The following is a 17,495-nucleotide window of genomic DNA, read 5'->3' as shown; positions in this document are numbered from 1 at the left end:
TGTCTTGTCTTGGCCATGGCTACCTTGAATTCAGTGCCTTTATTGCAAGATCCTGAGCGATTGCAACAACGTCTCCGGGAAATTCCAACGGAGCCTGGGGTTTATTTTATGCACAGTCGTCAGGGAGATATTCTCTACATTGGCAAATCCAAAACCCTGCGGAATCGGGTGCGGTCTTATTTTCGGGATGCCCGCTTGCATTCGCCCCGCATCGAAATGATGGTGCAGCAGGTGGCGGACATTGAATTCATTGTCACGGATACGGAAGCGGAAGCTTTGGCCCTCGAAGCAAACCTGATTAAGCAGCACCAGCCCTATTACAACGTGCTGCTCAAGGATGACAAGAAATATCCCTATGTGTGCATCACCTGGTCGGAAGATTATCCGCGTTTTTTTATTACCCGCAAACGCCATATCGGCAGCAAAGGCGATCGCTACTATGGCCCCTATGTGGACACAAGGTTACTGCGGCATACTCTGGGCTTAATGAAACGGATTTTTCCGCTGCGGCAACGGCGACAACCGCTGTTTAAACATCGACCCTGTTTGAACTACGATATTGGCCGCTGTCCGGGGGTTTGTCAGCAGTTGATTTCCCCCCAGGAATATCGACAGACGGTGCAAAAGGTGGCGATGGTCTTCCAAGGGCGCAGCGGAGAATTGATTGAAACCTTGACGGCCCAGATGGCCCAGGCGGCAGAGAATCTCCAGTTTGAAAAGGCGGCCCAAATCCGCGACCAAATCAAAGCAATTGGTGCGCTCAATGCCGATCAAAAGGTGAGTTTACCGGATGATCGGGTGTCCCGGGATGCGATCGCCTTGGCTGCCGATGAACATCACTGTGCGATTCAACTTTTTCAAGTACGGGCGGGGCGACTGGTGGGAAGATTAGGCTTTTTTACGCCCTTACCAGAAAATTTGGGGCCAGATTTAACAGTGGAGTATGGCAAAATCCTCCAGCACGTTTTGGAAACCCACTATGCAAACGTGGACGGGGTGGAAATTCCGGCGGAAATCTTGGTGCAATACCCCCTCCGAGACCAGGAATGGCTTGAAAAGTTTCTGGGTGATCGCCGGGGCAATAAAGTGCAAATCCGCCAACCCCAACGGCAACTGAAGGCGGATTTGATCGCGATGGTAGAACGCAACGCCCAATACGAACTAAGCCGCACCCAACGCACCGCCACCAAGAATTTAGCGGCCCTCGAAGATTTAGCGAGTCTCTTAGATTTACCAGAATTGCCCAAACGCATCGAAGGCTATGACATTTCCCACATCCAGGGGTCGAATGCGGTGGCCTCCCAGGTGGTTTTTATCGACGGCATTCCTGCCAAACAGGACTATCGCCACTACAAAATTAAAAATCCTGAGATTCACATTGGCCGCTCCGATGACTTTGCCAGCATGGCGGAAATTATGCGACGGCGCTTTAAAAAAGGCTTGGAAAAAGACTGCCCCGATTTGATCATGATTGATGGCGGGAAAGGCCAATTATCCACAGTCATGGGAGTTTTAGAGGAACTCAACCTCGCCGATAAATTAAATGTGATTAGCCTCGCCAAAAAACAAGAGCAGGTCTATCTACCCTACGAATCCAATCCCCTTAAAAGTGAAAAGGAACAGCCTGGCATTCAACTTCTCCGCCGGGTGCGGGATGAGGCCCACCGTTTTGCGGTCAGTTTCCATCGCCAACAGCGTCTCAAGTCCAGCAGGCGATCGCAATTGGATGACATCCCTGGTTTAGGCCACCACCGCAAAAAACAACTTCTGGCCCATTTCCACTCCCTCGACTATCTCCGGGAAGCCAAACCCGAACAAATCGCTGAGGTCAAAGGGATTGGGTCACACCTCGCTCAGGAGATTTACGATTACTTTCACCCTTCATAAGGCTCTGGAGACCAATTAAAAGTCTTACAGGCTTCTAGTATATTTTCTGCTGCTTGACACACTACTTTACTTTGATACAGATTATCCATTTTCTGAATGATACTTTCTTTATTATCCCACTCCTCAAATTTTGAATATTTAGAAAAAATCCGCGTATATCTTGCTTCAGGCCTTAAAGATCGATCAGAAATTTCATTGAAACCATCAATTTTTTTGTCGAAACCATGATTCCTTAAATGTTTGAGGAAAGCTGTTCTTAAAGAGGGAAGATCGAAAGGTCTAACTTCAATGATGATTCCAATTTTATCTTTTTGTGCAGGAAACCAAAAAGCAAAGGGTAAATTATTACACCATTTTTCTTCACCTGCTCCTTTTAAAGTCTTCCCCAAAGAATCATTCAGTTTTTTGGGAATAAACCAAGCACTTTTTCCGTTGATAAAAATTTCTTCCACATCAATGCTTTGAATGAATTCACGTGCAGAATCTTCAAATTCGGTGTCTTCTTTGTATTCATAAATTAAATCCAAGGCTTCTTTATGATCTTTGTAAATTTGCTTGCATAAATTCTTGACTTCTAAATTTTCCATGGTAAGCAGTTCCAGAGTTTTAAGGTAGTAATAGATAAAATCATAAACTTTATCACTGATATTTTCTTTCTGCAGTGAGACGACAAACTTGAGGGTTGTCAGTATTTGGTGGTGGGATAAGACTCCATATTTCTCATGGGATGCTTCTTCCCCATCTATTGTTAGAAGAATAGGAATAATTCGATAATTTGTATATTCTTTCTCTACAATATCAAGATATTTTTGCAGTTGACTTTTTGAATGGCCACTATGAACCTTATTTTCTATTAGGACGCATATTTTATTTTCATTGCTGATGATCAGGATGTCGATTTTTTTCCACTCACGTCGAATCTCAAAATCTGTGTAAAATAATTTTTCGATATCAAAAACAGATAATGAAGTATCGATATTTTCATTATTAACAATAATTTCAGCTAAGATTTTCTTTAAAAAAGCGTAGCCTAATTTATGATTTTCATTTGGTGTCAAAAGCCATGCAAGAATATTTGAATGCCGAATTTCATATTGATCGACTTTAAGAACTTTAAGGGGATTGAATTCGTTGAGTTGGGCTTCTAATTTTTCTAAATCGTAGTTATTGGCAACGAATTTCTGAAGGTTTATGATCTGATCTTGCATTTTTTAATCTCTCAGGGTGAATTCCCCGCTCCTTGGGGCGTAAGTGTTAGAGCGGTAGTGCGTTCCAAAGGAAAAATTCCGTAATGCCCCGTCCGCTCGCGGCGGGGATAGGAATTTTAGCGCTCCGCTCCCGATTTTTTACTTCGCATAAACTTTTTTAACTACCTTAGCTAATCGTTCCATTGCCATTTCAATCTCACTGTCCGTGGCTGTCAAACTAATGCGGAGACATTGCTGCTTGTGAGGCCAGTCTTCCCGGAGACCAGGGAAAAAGGGACTGCCGGGCACGGCAATCACGCCCACTGCTTTTAGTTCTTGGTACAGTTCCCAGTCGGTCATCGGCAACTCATCAAACCACAACCAAGCAAAAATCGCCCCTTCCCCTCGGTGGAGATACCAGGGCACATCTTTAGGCATCGCCCGATCTAAGGCCGCTTCGAGGATTTGAATCTTGTTTTGGTAGTAGGGTCGGATCACCGTTTCGGCGATATTTGCCAAAGCTCCCGATTGGATCGCCCGGGCGGCGATCGCCTGACCATAGCGCGACGAATGAATGCAAGCATTGGTTAAAAAGGCCTGTAAAACTCCGATAAAACGCGGTTCCCCAATGGCAATCCCTACCCGTTCTCCCGGCAAGCCCGCTTTAGAAAGACTTAGGCAGTGGATCACGTTACCGCCAAAGAGGGGTTTCATCTCCGTGAAATTCAGGGCCGGAAAGGGCGGGGCATAGGCCGAATCAATAAATACTGGCACATCATGGACGGCAGCCAGATCAGCAATCTTTTCGGCTTCTTCGTCGCTGAGGACATTTCCCGTGGGATTACAGGGGCGCGAGAAAATTACACAGCCCGTATTTTCATCAATATTGAGCTGACTAAAATCGGGGCGATATTTAAAGCGGTGATTTACCTGATCAATGTCGAGACTCGGTTTAAAGGCGCGGATGGCCTCTGGGTATAAACTGACGCCCCCATAGCCGGTGTAGTCGGGGCTGAGGGGAAGAATGATCGATTTCAGTTGGCCGACATGATCATATCCACCAAAGGCATTGGCCGCGAGGAAATAGAGGGACTGGGAACCGGGGGTGATGAGAATATTTTCGCCCGTTAAGTTCAGGCCATAGCGTTGGTTAAAATCGGTGGCGATCGCCTCAATGAGGGGTTCATAGCCCTGGGATGAGCCGTAGCGACAAACCACTTCCCCATATTCCGGACTATTAAGAAGATCATTGGTGCAATCGCGCCAGAGCTGTTCCACTTCGGGAATAATTACAGGATTGCCCGCACTGAGGTTAATAAAATCTTGGCCTGCCCCTGCTTTTAGGGTATCGATGATGTCTTTCATGATCGCCCGCACGCCGGTTAAACGCGACATCTGCGTCCCAAATTTCGATAACAGAGGTGCCTGAGACATTGTTATTTAAATGGCCTGAAAATTGAACTTTTTCATCTTACCGTTTCTCTGAAATTCTTCAGGGTTTTTGATACAAGACATCAAAATTATCCGGCTTTATTGCGAGAAAAGTTTCCGATTCCAAGTTCGTCATCAAGGGCTTAAGGCTTTCCGTGAGAACGCCCTGGGGATAGGTGCGGTTGGGGGTTGGGTTTGGCGATCGCCCCATATTCAAAAAAGCAGCCTGTTGAGTCGGTGTCGCCACTTCGGCAGAATTGGGAGCCTGGGGTAAGCGACTCAGGAATCGTTCTAACTCTGGAGAAATCGTTTCCGTGAGGCGTAGCTTAATCGCCCCCTGGGAAAGAGATTGCACATAGGCCCCCGTGAGAAATTGCTGGTAATTTTGTCCTCCGGTTTGGTGGCGCGCCAGAAAGCTTAAGCTTACCCCTCGTACCATTTGTCGGACTGGTTCTGCCGCGTTGCCCATCACCTCCGGGACAAGGGTACTTTGGGCCAAGGCGCTATCGCGATTGCTAACATCAGTGACGCTCATGTGGGTTGCACCGTCGGCGACGACGAGATATTTTTCGCCGCCCAACTGCTGGAACGGTTTCAACTGGTGGGCCAAGCTTGGGGTGACGGTATCCTTTGTACTAGCAACGATCAAGGTCGGAATTTTAATTTTTTCTAAACCCTGCTCCCCAAAGATTTGATCGCTGAGGGGATTGAGGGCGATCGCCTGTTTGACCCGTTCATCCCGCAAATTTAACTGGTCATAGGGGAGTTTCGCCGCTGCACATTGGAGCCAGTCCCCCGGTGCTCTGGTTAAAGGGGTTGCCCGCTGGCAGTGAGCACGGATAGCAATGGGATCGACAATTCCTCCGGCGATCGCCAAGGCCGTGTAACCTCCGAAGGAATGGCCAATTACCGTCACATTGTCCGTGGCAAAGCGGGTTGTGAGGGTTTGATCCTGGTTGAGGCGCTCCAGTTGATCCAGCACAAATTGAATATCCTTGGGCCGATCGACAAATTCCGTCGCCGGGAGCAAAGTATCAAGATTTAAGCCCGGATTAAACAGAGACTGAATATTACTGCCGGGGTGATCGAGGGTAACGACGGTGTAACCATGGGAGGCCAGATGCACCGCCAGATAATCGAGAAAATGACGGTTGGCCGCAAACCCATGGGACAAAACCACTAGCTGAGACTGGGATTGGGGACTATCAAAAATATCAATGGGAATGGTGCGATCGCGCTTTGCATCTTGCAGAATTAAGCTTTGACGCCGCACCGTTTGGGGGCCGGGGGCTGTGGGGTTGAGGTTTGAGCGTTGAAAAATCTGCGGTTCTGTACTTTCGAGGGCTTCAGTCACCCTCGGCGCGAGGAGTTGATTCTGGATATTCGGTAAATTGAGTTGTAACAAGAGGCCAGCCACCGCCGTAAGATCAATAGTCAGTTCCTGCTTGGGGTAAGCCTGCAACAAATTCAGGGCGCTGATTTCTACTCCCTGACCTAACGCCAAATCCACCGTCGCCTGGAGATCCTGAATAGAAGTTCCCGGTAGGGCCGTTTGAATTTGCGCCAAAATCTGTTTTCCCGTAGGCGATCGCCACAACTGATCAAAAAACTGATCCGCCATCTCTGGCTCGATCTGCAAGCGTCGTTGGAGAAATTTCTGCAAATTACCATCCAAAAATACCCCATAGGGTCGGAGGTTGCGGGGGACTTGACCCGTTTCGGCAAAGGTTTCTAAATCTTCTAATTGTAAAGTTTGTTGAAGTGGCCCTAATTTTAGTCGGAGGGTTTCAGCGGCGATCGCCCTTTGACCCCAGGCTCCACCTAAACTCAACAGACCCACCATCACCCATACTTTCAGATCCCGCAACTGTCTTTTCATAGTCATACTGCACCGTTGACGATTATCCCCAAACTTTTTTGGACTCCCTATTGCCCCAGAAGTTCCTAAAACAAAACCACCCCTCAATTAGAGCAGGTGGTGTCTCAACAATTAATTAGAGCGAATTGTGCATCTAAACCGCAGAGCCTACCCCTGCATATGCACCGTAGAAAAAGATACCGACAACCGCAATGACGCCCATACCAGCGACAACTGCAACGATCCAAAGTGGGATTTTTCCGCCTTCAGACATGAGAACAACCTCCGAAAAAAATAAATTAAAGGGCTGAAATTAAAGGGCTGCCAGCTTAGTTAAAGAAGTAGCTGGAAAATAGAATACCGAGCACAGCGATTAGAAGTAAACCCAGATATAGAGAAGTCCGGTTTAGTTCCACAGGCTGTCTGTTGGGATTTTGATTTCTTTCCATCGGAAGCTCCTAACGTTGAATAAACTGCATAGCGGCGATCGCCCCTAGGAAGAAAACCGAGGGTACAGCCAGGGTGTGCACCGCCAACCAACGGACGGTAAAAATTGGATAAGAAACAGGTTGGTTAGGACCGCTTGTCATAATACAAAACCTTTTAGTGAATACAGCAAAGAAAAACGCGCGTTACTTAATTGTTAAACTCATTGATCTGATCAATCGCTTTGTAACGATCAGTCACAATGGGAATCTCTTGACGAGTTTCAGTAAAGTATTGGTCAGGACGGGGTGTCCCGAAAGTATCGTAAGCCAAGCCAGTGCTCACAAAGAGCCAGCCAGCAATAAATAACATCGGAATGGTGATGCTGTGAATAACCCAGTAGCGAATACTGGTCACAATGTCAGAAAACGGGCGTTCTCCGGTAGAACCTGCCATGCGACTATTCTCCTCTCAATTGTTAATGAAAAAAAACTTATTAAACAAATTAGCCTATATCATACGGAATTAACAGACACTCCCACAATAGAATGGGTTGCCCTTAGGCCGCTTCCGTGGATGTATCGTACCGTAAAATCACCCCCTGTTGCCCAAGGATGAAGCCTTTATTCTCATTTAAGAAAACGACTCGGTAAAAGTTTGTCGGGATCTCTTCTAGGGCAGCGTCCCGGAACCAAGTGTCGCCACCATCTTTACTCACAACAACACTGCCACTACCACCGACGGCCCATAGTTCTGCGGGGGTACGATAGCCAATGTGCAACAAACCAACACTGTTGCGGTACTGCGGTGTCACTGGTTCGCTCCAGGCTTCTGCATTGTCTGGATTTGTATCGTCGCTAAATTGCACAACTCCCCCACGGGCTAACAACCAGAGCTTATCTTCGCCATTAAAGCCCATGCTTTGGAGGCGACGGGAAGAATTCCGGTTATGGGGCGTCCATTCTGTGTCCCCAGGCGACCAAGTGGAATAAAAATTACCCCGGGCAGAAACGGCCACATATTTACCATCGGCAGAACGTTCAATGGTGCGGGCAACGCCAACGGCACCTTCGACAAGGGCTTTCCAGTTTTTGCCGCCGTCGGTGGTTTTGTAAATGGCCCCAAGATCGGTGACCATTTCGGCGGTGTTCGGCCCTAGGGCGGTGATGTTGTAGGGGGCACCGGGCAATTGACTGCTGAGGGCGATGCGACTCCAGTGCTCACCACCATCGTCGGTGTGGAGCAGGATCGAAGGCCGTCCGGTAATCCAGCCTTCTTGGCCAGAGAAGCTAACACCGGTAAAACTTTCTTTTTCGTCACCGAGATCAATAACTCGCTCGGCCCAGGTTTTGCCGCCATCGGTAGTTTCAAAGAGGGTTTCTTTGGTACCGACAAGCCAGCCATGTTGGAGGTCGTCGGTAAAAGCAATATTGGCAAAGGTCGAATCGGTATTTAAGTCGATTTCTTGCCAGGGATTTTCGCTAATGGTTGGTGCCTGGACACAGCCGATGCACAATACCAAAACGGCGATCGCCGCAATGGCTTTTTTTAAGGGTTTTAATAGACCTAAAACTGAAGTCATAGCGCAATATAAAAGCAATAAAAGTAAAAATTTGGAATTAAGACAAGGCTTTGCTATGGGGGTCTTTAGTCCAGACCATAAAGGCTCAGGAAGAAAAGGATTGCCAAGCCCATGGCTCCAAAAATGAGTAGGTTTTTTTGGTTGGAGCTGAGGTTATTCACGCCAAAACCATATTTCAGATTTTCTTCAAAACCTGAGGGGGCATCCGCTGCACCAATATTGCGAAATTGGGCGCGATCAACGCTACAAACAGGACAGTTCCAAATGAGGGGCAGATCTTCAAAGGCTGTACCCGGTGGCGTGTTGGTACGGCTTTCTCCCTTTGCAGGGGTGTAAATGTAACCGCAGCTGGGGCATTCGTAACTAGCAGGAGCCTTTTCGGCGAGGGTTTTTTCTATGGGGCGATCGCTCATCGTTCAGAGGGTATTTGACTAGCAAACCAAGGAAGTAATTATGAAAAATTATGACATAATCCGTAAACTTTCTTTAATTTATGAATCTGGCCAGCGGTATAAAGTGCAAAGTCAGCTTTTTCGTTTGCGGCGATAAATCCGGAGCAGTCACCACGGGGAAAGGCGATCGCCCTAGGGACAAATTAGGGGAGAAGCTATACTTTGATTAATTTTATGGCATTGCTGCAGATCCCTCCGGGGCAAGCTAGAACGTCCGCATGACAGATTCTTTTGATCTTACGTTGCAAATTATCATCACCGTCTTTGCGGGCATTAGTGCCCAGGTGTGTGGTGAGTTTTTAAAGATTCCGAGCATTGTGCTCCTCCTGATTTTTGGCATTGCCCTGGGGGGAGATGGCTTTGGGATCTTGCATCCGAGTGAATTTGGCGTCGGCCTGGAGGTCTTGGTCGCCCTAGCGGTGGCCGTCATCCTGTTTGAGGGAGGGTTAAATCTCAAACTCAAAGAATTAAATGAAGTTTCCGGGAGCCTCCGTAACCTCGTCACCATCGGTACTTTAATCACTTTGGTGGGGGGAGGTCTTGCGGCCCATTACCTCGCTGAGTTTCCCTGGGCGATCGCCTTTTTGTATGCCTCTTTGGTGGTGGTGACAGGGCCGACGGTGGTGGGGCCGCTCCTGAAACAAGTGGCCGTTGACCGTAAGGTGGCAACCCTCCTGGAGGGAGAAGGCGTACTGATCGACCCAGTGGGGGCTATCCTGGCGGTGGTGGTACTCGATACGATTTTGAACGTTGATGCGGGCCTGGGAGAAGTGGCCAGTGGCTTGGCCCTCCGTTTGGGGATCGGGGCCGTTATTGGGGCCGCTGGTGGCTGGCTAATGGGTCAATTCTTGCGCCTGGCGAACTTCCTGTCTGAAGATTTAAAAAATTTGTTGGTGCTGGCGGGAATCTGGGGCCTCTTTGGTTTTGCCCAGTCGGTGCGAGGAGAATCGGGCTTAATGACAGCGGTGGTGGCGGGGATTGTTCTCCGGGCCTTTTCCATCCCAGAAGAGCGGCTACTAAGGCGGTTTAAGAGTCAACTCACGGTTCTTTGTGTGTCCGTTTTATTTATTTTATTGGCGGCGGATTTGTCCATTGCCAGTATTTTTGCCCTGGGTTGGGGCAGTTTTTTTACGGTGGCGGTGCTGATGTTTGTGGTGCGCCCCATTAGCGTTGCCCTTTGTACGGCCAATAGCGATCTAGATTGGAAGCAGAAATTTTTTGTTGCTTGGGTTGCGCCACGGGGCATCGTCTCGGCCTCGGTCGCCTCTCTATTTGCGATTATTTTGACGGAAAAAGGGTTTAACGGTGGTGCTTCTATCAAAGCTTTGGTTTTTTTGACAATTTTGATGACGGTATTTATCCAAGGCTTGTCGGCCAAATGGATTGCGCGGCAGTTAAAAATTACTTCCATTGAGGCGCGGGGGGCGGTGATCGTTGGTTCTAGTCCCCTCAGTCGGCTATTGGCCCAACTGTTTCAGCAGCAGGGGGAGTCGGTGGTGATCATCGATACAGACCCCAAAGCCTGTGAAGCGGCCCGCACAGAGCAGTTGGAAGTGTACCAAAGCAGCGCCCTAGATGGAGATGTGCTAGAGGAAATTGGCATTAGCTCCATGGGAGCCTTTGTCGCCCTCACCACCAACGGAGAGGTCAATTTAGTGTTGGCCCAGCGGATCATGGAGGAGTTTCATCCGCCGAGGGTAGCGGCGTTTTTTGAACAGGGGGATCCGGACAATGCGATCGCCAACAAGGGCAAGATCAGTCAGGTCTTTGGGGGCGGCTTTTCCGTCAAAGTTTGGAATCAATATATCCTTGATCAACAGGTCAAATTGGGAAAAACAACCATTGGCCCCAGGGATAAAAACCAGATTTTACCCTTCCAAACCCTCATTGATGCCGGTAAATTTTTGCCCCTGCTCATCCGCCGCCAAGCCAGCCTCATGATCGTGCGATCGCTAGAGGATCTCAAGGCCGAAGACGAACTTATTTACCTCCTCCATGACCCCCGGCCCCAGCTTCTAAAACGACTTTCGGGGGGAATGCAAGCGCCGCGCCTCCTCTTAGAAACATTACCGGAAGTGGAAAAATTACCCCGCTCTCCCCAGGCGATCGCCCCAGCTGCCCTGCCTGAGCTTCCAGAGAACAGTTAAAATAGGGTCATGTTCAGCCCATAGATTGTGTGGAAATCATCGAGCAGCCATGACACAAACAACTACTGCCCCCGGCATCCAACTCACTGAAACCGCCCTCAAGCACGTCCTGATGCTCCGCGAACAACAGGGCCAAGACCTCTGGTTACGGGTGGGTGTGCGCCAGGGGGGATGTTCGGGAATGTCCTACATGATGGACTTTGATCGCCCCGACAATGTTAGCGAACATGATGAAGTATTCGAGTATGAAGGCGGTTTTAAGATCATCTGCGATCGCAAAAGCATGCTTTATCTCTATGGCCTCGTCCTGGATTACAGCAATGCAATGATTGGCGGTGGGTTCCAGTTCACCAACCCCAATGCCAACCAAACCTGTGGTTGTGGGAAATCTTTTGGGGTTTAATAGAAAATCGCGTCTTTGCCCCTTATGCGGTCGGCAAGGTGCCTGTTTTTTATGAGCCCGAATGACAACTATGACCGAATTAACCATCGAACAACGGTTTGAAGCTGGTTTTAAGCGTTACGATGCCGGCGAGTCCCCGGATGCCCTGCTGCCAGAATTTATCGAAATCTGTCGGCTCGATCCGAAAAATGCCGCCGCCTGGAGCTGTGTGGCTTGGTTACATTTACTCCGGGGGAAAGCAGACCTCGCCCTCCCTGCCGCCCAACGCAGTGTCAAAATTGACCATCGTAATCCCCAAGCCCATGTAAATCTTGCCCTTGCGCTCCTTGGTACTGGGGGTAAAGGGGTACGCAAGCACATCGAACTGGTGCAAAAGGTGATGGATTTCAGTGAAGAGGTGCGCCAAGATATTTTTGAAAATATTGACGATGGCCTCACGCGGAGACCGGATTGGAAAGAGTTGGCCAAGGTGAAAAACTGGCTGTCTGAGTAAACAACAGTAGAGGTGATTATTGGCGTGAAGCATTATTTTACCGGCCTAACCGCAGATCAGTTTCGCCATCCCCTAGATCAAGAAGCCACTGCCGCTCTCCGCCGCCTCCCTGGTTTGGATCTGTTGGTACGCTCTTTTTTGGGGTCAACGGCAGAGCAGGTTTTTCAGTTCAATAATCTCGCGTCGAGCATTTTGGTGGGCGATCGCCAATTGCCCCACCTCCATCACCTCCTCCAGGAAGCCGCCCAAGTACTGGATCTGACGCCGCCGGATCTCTACATCCAACAAAATCCTGTGCCCAATGCCTATACCTTTGCCATGCGGGGCCAAAAACCCTTTATGGTGATCCACACGGCCCTGGTAGAAATCCTCACAGAAGCAGAACTCCAGGCGGTTATGGCCCACGAACTGGGGCACCTCAAGTGCGAACATGGCGTCTATCTGACCCTAGCGAATCTGCTAATGCTAGCCACCAATGCCCTCCCGGTATGGGGAAGCCTACTGTCCCGGTCTCTGCAAAATCAGATGTTGGCCTGGTTACGCTGTGCGGAACTGAGTTGCGATCGCGCTGCTTTTTTGGTGAGTCAGGATCCGAAAATTATGATGTCGGTGCTGATGAAATTAGCAGGGGGATCGCCGAGTTTAGCCCCGTTGTTGAACCTGGATGCGTTCATGGAACAGGCCAAAACCTACGAACATTTGAGTCAAAATCAGTTGGGTCAACTGTTGCAGGAAACTCAAACCACCCAACTCACCCATCCCCTGCCGGTGGTGCGCGCCCAGGAAATCTGGCGGTGGGCGAGTTCCCAGGAATATTCCCTCTTGCTTCAAAACAGAGATTCAGTTTATAATCACGAAGGTTCATCCAAGGGCGGATGGCGAAATTGGTAGACGCACCACACTCAAAATGTGGCGACTTCGGTCATGGGGGTTCAAGTCCCCCTCTGCCCATCTAAAAATAGTTTTGAAGTATTTAAGCTTCTAGATACTGTCGGTAACGCTACTGAAGTGAAAGCTTTTCACCTTAAGGGCCGGAACCACGGTGCTGCCGTGGCGTTCTGGGGTGGCGATCGCCTCCACATCCCGGAGTAAATCGGGCAAAGATTGATTAAAACGTAGATTACAGATCGGGTAAGCGAGTTTGCCGTTTTCGATCCAAAAAGTGCCGTCGCGGGTCATACCTGTAAATTCGAGGGTTTGGGGATTCACTGCCTGCACATACCAAGCACGATTGATAAAAATTCCCCGTTCTGTCTGGGCAATTAAATCAGCGACAGTCTGGTCACTGCCCGTCATCACCAGAGGGAAAAGGCTTCCTGTGGGTTTCTGGCCGGTTTGCTGCGCCCAGTAACGGTCATAGCTCAGGGTTCTCGGAATCCCTTCAGTGGCGATCGCCAATGGATTACAGGGCAAACCCTGACTATCAAAAGCTCCGGTTTGTAACAGGGGATGGGTTGGATCACGGTATAGATTCACCAATGGGCTAAAGATTTGTTCACCGAGGGGATGTTTGGCAAAATAACTGCGTCCCTCGGCGGCAGCCCGTGCCGACATATACCAAACTAAGCGGGGGATCAGATTAGCAACTGCTCCGGCTCCCAGAACCACTGGGTAAGTACCGGGTTCAACCCGACGGGGATTTTGTGATCGCTTTGCCCGCTCCATGGTGGTCAGTACCATTTGCTCGATGGGCAACTCATCAATCCCCCAGGCTGTGCGACTTTGCCAACTGGAGCCATTGCCAATTTTGGCCGTGTAGCTAAATTCTGCCTGGGTTTGGCGATCGCCTGCCCGTAAGCCCACCGAATTCCCCAGGGCATAAACCTTAGCACTGGTACTTAAAATTCCTGACCCGTTTACTCCGGCTGCCTCGCTCCACTGGCACACCTGCTGAATTAATTCTCCCCGCTGTAAAGGCGATCGCTGCAACGTTGCGGCATCAAATTTTGCTGTCCGCACTGCGTACACTTGTTTTACTAAAAGCGGTACCCATTCAGGATCCTCTGGGGCAAGCCTCGCTAAATCTTCACTCCGTCGTAACGCCACCTGGATCTGCTCCCAGTCTTGTTCGACGGTGGTAACACTGGCACTACGGGAGCCGAAAGAACTTGTAATTGTTATTTCAAACTGATTTTTCTGCAAATTTTGTCGAATTTGGTTCTCCCCAAATCGGCCTAGGGTAGATTCCCGTTCGGCGATCGCCACCATTACCCCGTCCGATTCCGCCACCCGAATAATTTTTTCAATCCAGTCAAAGGCCTGAGCTTGGGAAATTAATTGTGATGCCGTCGCTACCATGTCGAGTGCTGTCCATTGAAACTTTTTCTATTAAAACAACAAAAACCCTTCCACCGCAGTCGATAGAAGGGAGAATGTTTTGCGGAAAATATTTAGGTCATCTAAATGAATAGCCGCTCATTGAATCTGTTGGCCCAATACAGGACTTACTCTGCCCAGGCCGTATGGAAAAACTCACCCCGGGATTTATCGGTTCGTTCGTAGGTGTGGGCCCCAAAGTAATCCCGCTGGGCTTGGGTCAGGTTTTGGGGTAAACGCGCCCGACGATAGCTATCAAAATAATCTAACGAGGCGCTAAAAGCTGGTACAGCAATCCCCAATTCATTTGCCGCCAAAATAACTGTCCGCCACGCAGTTTGGCGATCAATAATTGACTGTTTAAATTCCGGCGCCAGTAACAAATTCGGTAAATTCGGATTTTCCACATAGGCCGCCTTAATCTTGTCGAGGAAGCCCGCCCGAATGATACAGCCCCCCTTCCAGATCCGCGCCGTTTCACCGAGGTCTAGGTTGTAGCCATACTCCGCCGAAGCTTTACCCAGCAGGGCCATTCCTTGGGCATAGGAACACATCTTCGAGCAATACAACGCATCCCGTACTTGGTTAATAAAGGTTTTAATATCACCCCGATAAACGCGCTCCGGTGAGGGTAACTCCAAGGATGCGGCTTTCCGTTCATCTTTATAGGCTGACATCACGCGGGCATTCACGGCGGCATAGATCGTTGGAATTGGCACACCCAACTCCAGGGAACTCACCACTGTCCAGCGTCCGGTACCCTTTTGCCCTGCACTGTCGAGGATTAGTTCTACCAGGGGTTGATTGGTTTCAGGGTCAATTTTTTTGAAAATATCAGCGGTAATCTCAATTAAGAAAGAATTGAGCTCATCGGTTTGATTCCATTCCGTAAAGACCTCATGGAGTTCCGTATGGTTTAGCTTTGCGGCGTTTGCTAAGAGATCGTAGGCTTCGGCGATCAGCTGCATATCACCGTACTCAATGCCGTTGTGCACCATTTTGACGTAGTGACCCGCACCACCTGGCCCAATAAAGGTAACGCAGGGGCCATCGTTTACCTGGGCGGCAACTTTTGTCAGGATCGGTTCGAGCTCCCTGTAAGCGGCTTCTGTCCCACCGGGCATCAGACTGGGGCCGTTGAGGGCACCTTCTTCGCCACCACTGACTCCCATGCCGACAAAACCTAAGCCCGTGGCTTCAAGATCCTTGGTGCGACGTTCAGTGTCTTCATAGAGGGAATTACCGCCATCAATGATCATGTCGCCTTCTTCTAGAAGCGGTTTGAGGTCATTGATTACATAGTCAACGGGAGCCCCGGCTTTAACCATCACCAAAATTTTGCGGGGACGTTCGAGGAGTTGGACAAATTCTTCGAGGCTATAGGCGGCTTTGATGTCCTTGCCGACGGCGCGGGTCGCCATAAATTCTTCTGTTTTGCTGGCGGTGCGGTTGTACACGGCAATCGGGAAGCCATTACGTTCAACGTTGAGGGCTAGGTTTTCGCCCATTACCGCGAGGCCGATGACGCCAAAGGTTCGTTTAGTCATATTGAGTGTTGAGTTGTTTTTCTAAGCGTGTGAGGTCTTCTTTTCTTTTACGTTAGCGTGTGGGTCTGATCTTGCTCAGAATTCGGTCATTATTTGTCGTGTTTCTTAAATATCGATCAAGGATCTGTGAAAAGTTCTTCAAATTATTGTGAGTTCGTGACGGTTTAAGGTTGATTTAAGACTTCACTATGGTGGTTTTGCCTTTTTTAAAACGATGATTATCTCGGTTTATCAGGGCTTTAGGCCATATTTTTCTAATTTTTAGTTTATCGTTGTAACCAAGATCAATGGAAGAAAATACGGAAATAAATGTCACCAAAAGACCTATAAAGTCGACAGATTCCATACATTATTGTTTTGAGTTGAAACAATTTTTATTGGAAAAGTTTATCGAAAATATTTCTTATTCTGGTTGGGGGTAAGAGTCCCAGAGGGCTGTTTTTTGGCGTAGGCTGCCGAAGTTATCGCGGCCAAGGATCAGGTGATCAAGGAGGGGAATGCCGAGAATTTGGGCAGATTGTAGTAAGCGTTCGGTGAGTTGTAAATCTTCGGGGCTGGGATCGACATTACCAGAAGGATGATTGTGGGCGATGATCAAGCGGGTGGCTCCATGTTTGATGACTTCGCGGAAAATTTCCCTGGGGTGGGCTAGGGTTTCGGTGGCCAAACCAATGGTGACAACCCTCGTGGCGATCAGGGTATTTTTCACATCGAGGCAGAGGACGGCAAAGCGTTCTTGGTCTTGCCACATGAGATCGTTGCTGAGGGCGATCGCCGCTGCTTCGGGACTATCAACGATGATTTTTTCGCTGGGTTTCGCTTGGAAAATTCGTTTGCCGAGTTCGATCCCGGCGAGGATCTGGGCGGCTTTGGCAAGGCCCACTCCGGGGATGCTAGTCAGTTCTTGGGGGGTCGTGTGACGCAACATATCAAAGGGATCCCGCTTACCCTGGCTGCAGGTTTGCAAAATAAATTGGGCAAGGCCGACGGCGGAAAGGTTGCGGTGGCGATCGCCAGTGCTGATCAAGATGGCAATTAATTCGGCATTGGATAAATATTTGGCCCCCACTGCCACCAGGCGTTCGCGCGGTCGTTCGCTAGCGGGAATATCTTGGATCCGGGGGCTGTAGTTCATCTAGTTCTTAACAGATCAATGCACACAACTTGACGATGGGGATTTCATTATTCGTTGGTCTTGGTGACCTCGATGCGATCGCCTGCTTGGAGGTTAATTTCCTTCGCCAAACCGCCCCGAATTTCAATCACTTGATCAATATTGACGGTCGTTGGCGGCCCATAAGTAGGACAAGGATCATTTTCACAAGGGGGGACATCATGGGCGATCGCCTGCACGACTCCCTCCCGGAGAAAAATCATATCCAGATTGATCAAGCAATTTTTCATCCAAAAACTGACTGGGCGGGCGGGATCAAACTCAAATAACATCCCCCGATTATCCGGTAAAAATTCCCGATACATCAGTCCTAACCGCTGTTGTTCGGCGGTTTCTGCAACCTCTAACCCAAACCGTTGCTCCGATCCGATGATCTTGGCCGTTGCCGTAATCGAGAGCATTTGCCCCTGGGGTCTGGGGGCGGATTGGCTCACCGGGGTCTCACTGGGAGGCGTACTGAGGCCAGAATCATCAACCGGAAATGGGACACACCCAACCAAGACGGTGCCACAGAGAGCCAGACAAAGACGGGAAGTAAAAGACATGGTGCTTAGTTAAATGGTGGAGATCGAAGGGAGGCATTTGGAACGCA

Annotated in this window: 18 protein-coding genes and 1 tRNA gene; 6 read left to right on the top strand and 13 right to left on the bottom strand. The window is 49.2% G+C overall.

The window, feature by feature from the left end; all coding sequences use genetic code 11:
* Positions 1–15 precede the first annotated feature (15 nt).
* Positions 16–1,887 carry an excinuclease ABC subunit UvrC gene (gene uvrC / locus AACQ84_RS01190; RefSeq protein ID WP_012305873.1) on the top strand — a complete coding sequence of 624 codons (1,872 nt, stop codon included), beginning with the start codon at positions 16–18 and terminating at the stop codon, positions 1,885–1,887.
* On the opposite strand, the gene AACQ84_RS01185 is transcribed toward uvrC, so the two are convergent.
* The 9 genes from AACQ84_RS01185 to AACQ84_RS01145 form a co-directional block, all read right to left on the bottom strand.
* Positions 1,875–3,095 (bottom strand): PDDEXK-like family protein, encoded by a 1,221-nt coding sequence (locus AACQ84_RS01185; RefSeq protein ID WP_012305872.1) that lies wholly within the window; start codon positions 3,093–3,095, stop codon positions 1,875–1,877. The genes uvrC and AACQ84_RS01185 overlap by 13 nt on opposite strands.
* Before the next feature lie 138 nt (positions 3,096–3,233).
* Positions 3,234–4,508 carry a valine--pyruvate transaminase gene (locus AACQ84_RS01180; RefSeq protein ID WP_012305871.1) on the bottom strand — a complete coding sequence of 425 codons (1,275 nt, stop codon included), beginning with the start codon at positions 4,506–4,508 and terminating at the stop codon, positions 3,234–3,236.
* Between the two features lie 58 nt (positions 4,509–4,566).
* Entirely contained in the window at positions 4,567–6,390 is a 1,824-nt protein-coding gene (locus AACQ84_RS01175; RefSeq protein WP_012305870.1) for an alpha/beta hydrolase, read from the bottom strand.
* A 127-nt stretch (positions 6,391–6,517) separates the two neighbouring features.
* A complete protein-coding gene (locus AACQ84_RS01170; protein WP_012305869.1) occupies positions 6,518–6,637 on the bottom strand; it encodes a photosystem II reaction center protein J in 120 nt (39 codons plus the stop codon).
* A 55-nt stretch (positions 6,638–6,692) separates the two neighbouring features.
* A complete protein-coding gene (locus tag AACQ84_RS01165) occupies positions 6,693–6,812 on the bottom strand; it encodes a photosystem II reaction center protein L (RefSeq protein ID WP_012305868.1) in 120 nt (39 codons plus the stop codon).
* Positions 6,813–6,821: 9 nt separating this feature from the next.
* Entirely contained in the window at positions 6,822–6,953 is a 132-nt protein-coding gene (gene psbF / locus AACQ84_RS01160) for a cytochrome b559 subunit beta (protein ID WP_012305867.1), read from the bottom strand.
* Positions 6,954–6,999: 46 nt separating this feature from the next.
* Positions 7,000–7,245, bottom strand: a complete 246-nt coding sequence (gene psbE / locus AACQ84_RS01155; protein WP_012305866.1) for a cytochrome b559 subunit alpha — start codon at positions 7,243–7,245, stop codon at positions 7,000–7,002.
* Positions 7,246–7,348: 103 nt separating this feature from the next.
* A complete protein-coding gene (locus tag AACQ84_RS01150; protein WP_012305865.1) occupies positions 7,349–8,371 on the bottom strand; it encodes a photosynthesis system II assembly factor Ycf48 in 1,023 nt (340 codons plus the stop codon).
* 65 nt (positions 8,372–8,436) lie between these two features.
* Positions 8,437–8,784 (bottom strand): rubredoxin, encoded by a 348-nt coding sequence (locus AACQ84_RS01145; RefSeq protein ID WP_012305864.1) that lies wholly within the window; start codon positions 8,782–8,784, stop codon positions 8,437–8,439.
* Positions 8,785–9,041: 257 nt separating this feature from the next.
* Here AACQ84_RS01145 and AACQ84_RS01140 point away from each other — a divergent pair, with 257 nt between their 5' ends.
* The 5 genes from AACQ84_RS01140 to AACQ84_RS01120 all read left to right on the top strand — a co-directional run bounded on the left by AACQ84_RS01140 (position 9,042) and on the right by AACQ84_RS01120 (position 12,817).
* Positions 9,042–10,970 carry a cation:proton antiporter gene (locus AACQ84_RS01140; protein WP_012305863.1) on the top strand — a complete coding sequence of 643 codons (1,929 nt, stop codon included), beginning with the start codon at positions 9,042–9,044 and terminating at the stop codon, positions 10,968–10,970.
* A gap of 49 nt (positions 10,971–11,019) precedes the next feature.
* Entirely contained in the window at positions 11,020–11,373 is a 354-nt protein-coding gene (locus AACQ84_RS01135) for a HesB/IscA family protein (protein WP_012305862.1), read from the top strand.
* A gap of 70 nt (positions 11,374–11,443) precedes the next feature.
* Entirely contained in the window at positions 11,444–11,866 is a 423-nt protein-coding gene (locus AACQ84_RS01130; protein ID WP_012305861.1) for a tetratricopeptide repeat protein, read from the top strand.
* A gap of 15 nt (positions 11,867–11,881) precedes the next feature.
* Positions 11,882–12,757, top strand: a complete 876-nt coding sequence (locus tag AACQ84_RS01125; protein ID WP_071819477.1) for a M48 family metallopeptidase — start codon at positions 11,882–11,884, stop codon at positions 12,755–12,757.
* A tRNA-Leu gene (locus AACQ84_RS01120) sits at positions 12,736–12,817 on the top strand. The genes AACQ84_RS01125 and AACQ84_RS01120 overlap by 22 nt, the downstream gene beginning before the upstream one ends.
* Positions 12,818–12,847: 30 nt before the next feature.
* On the opposite strand, the gene AACQ84_RS01115 is transcribed toward AACQ84_RS01120, so the two are convergent.
* The 4 genes from AACQ84_RS01115 to AACQ84_RS01100 all read right to left on the bottom strand — a co-directional run bounded on the left by AACQ84_RS01115 (position 12,848) and on the right by AACQ84_RS01100 (position 17,448).
* Positions 12,848–14,164, bottom strand: a complete 1,317-nt coding sequence (locus AACQ84_RS01115) for a TldD/PmbA family protein (protein WP_012305859.1) — start codon at positions 14,162–14,164, stop codon at positions 12,848–12,850.
* A gap of 146 nt (positions 14,165–14,310) precedes the next feature.
* Positions 14,311–15,729 carry a decarboxylating NADP(+)-dependent phosphogluconate dehydrogenase gene (gene gnd / locus AACQ84_RS01110; RefSeq protein WP_012305858.1) on the bottom strand — a complete coding sequence of 473 codons (1,419 nt, stop codon included), beginning with the start codon at positions 15,727–15,729 and terminating at the stop codon, positions 14,311–14,313.
* A gap of 403 nt (positions 15,730–16,132) precedes the next feature.
* A complete protein-coding gene (gene radC / locus AACQ84_RS01105; protein WP_012305857.1) occupies positions 16,133–16,864 on the bottom strand; it encodes a RadC family protein in 732 nt (243 codons plus the stop codon).
* A 47-nt stretch (positions 16,865–16,911) separates the two neighbouring features.
* Positions 16,912–17,448, bottom strand: coding sequence for a DUF192 domain-containing protein (locus AACQ84_RS01100; protein WP_012305856.1), 537 nt, complete (start codon positions 17,446–17,448; stop codon positions 16,912–16,914).
* Positions 17,449–17,495 lie beyond the last annotated feature (47 nt).

The organism is Picosynechococcus sp. PCC 7002 (assembly GCF_963860125.1).
Classification (GTDB): Bacteria; Cyanobacteriota; Cyanobacteriia; order Cyanobacteriales; family MRBY01; genus MRBY01.
The sequence above is the reverse complement of the archived record's forward strand: the minus strand, read 5'-3'. Positions and strand labels throughout refer to the sequence as shown.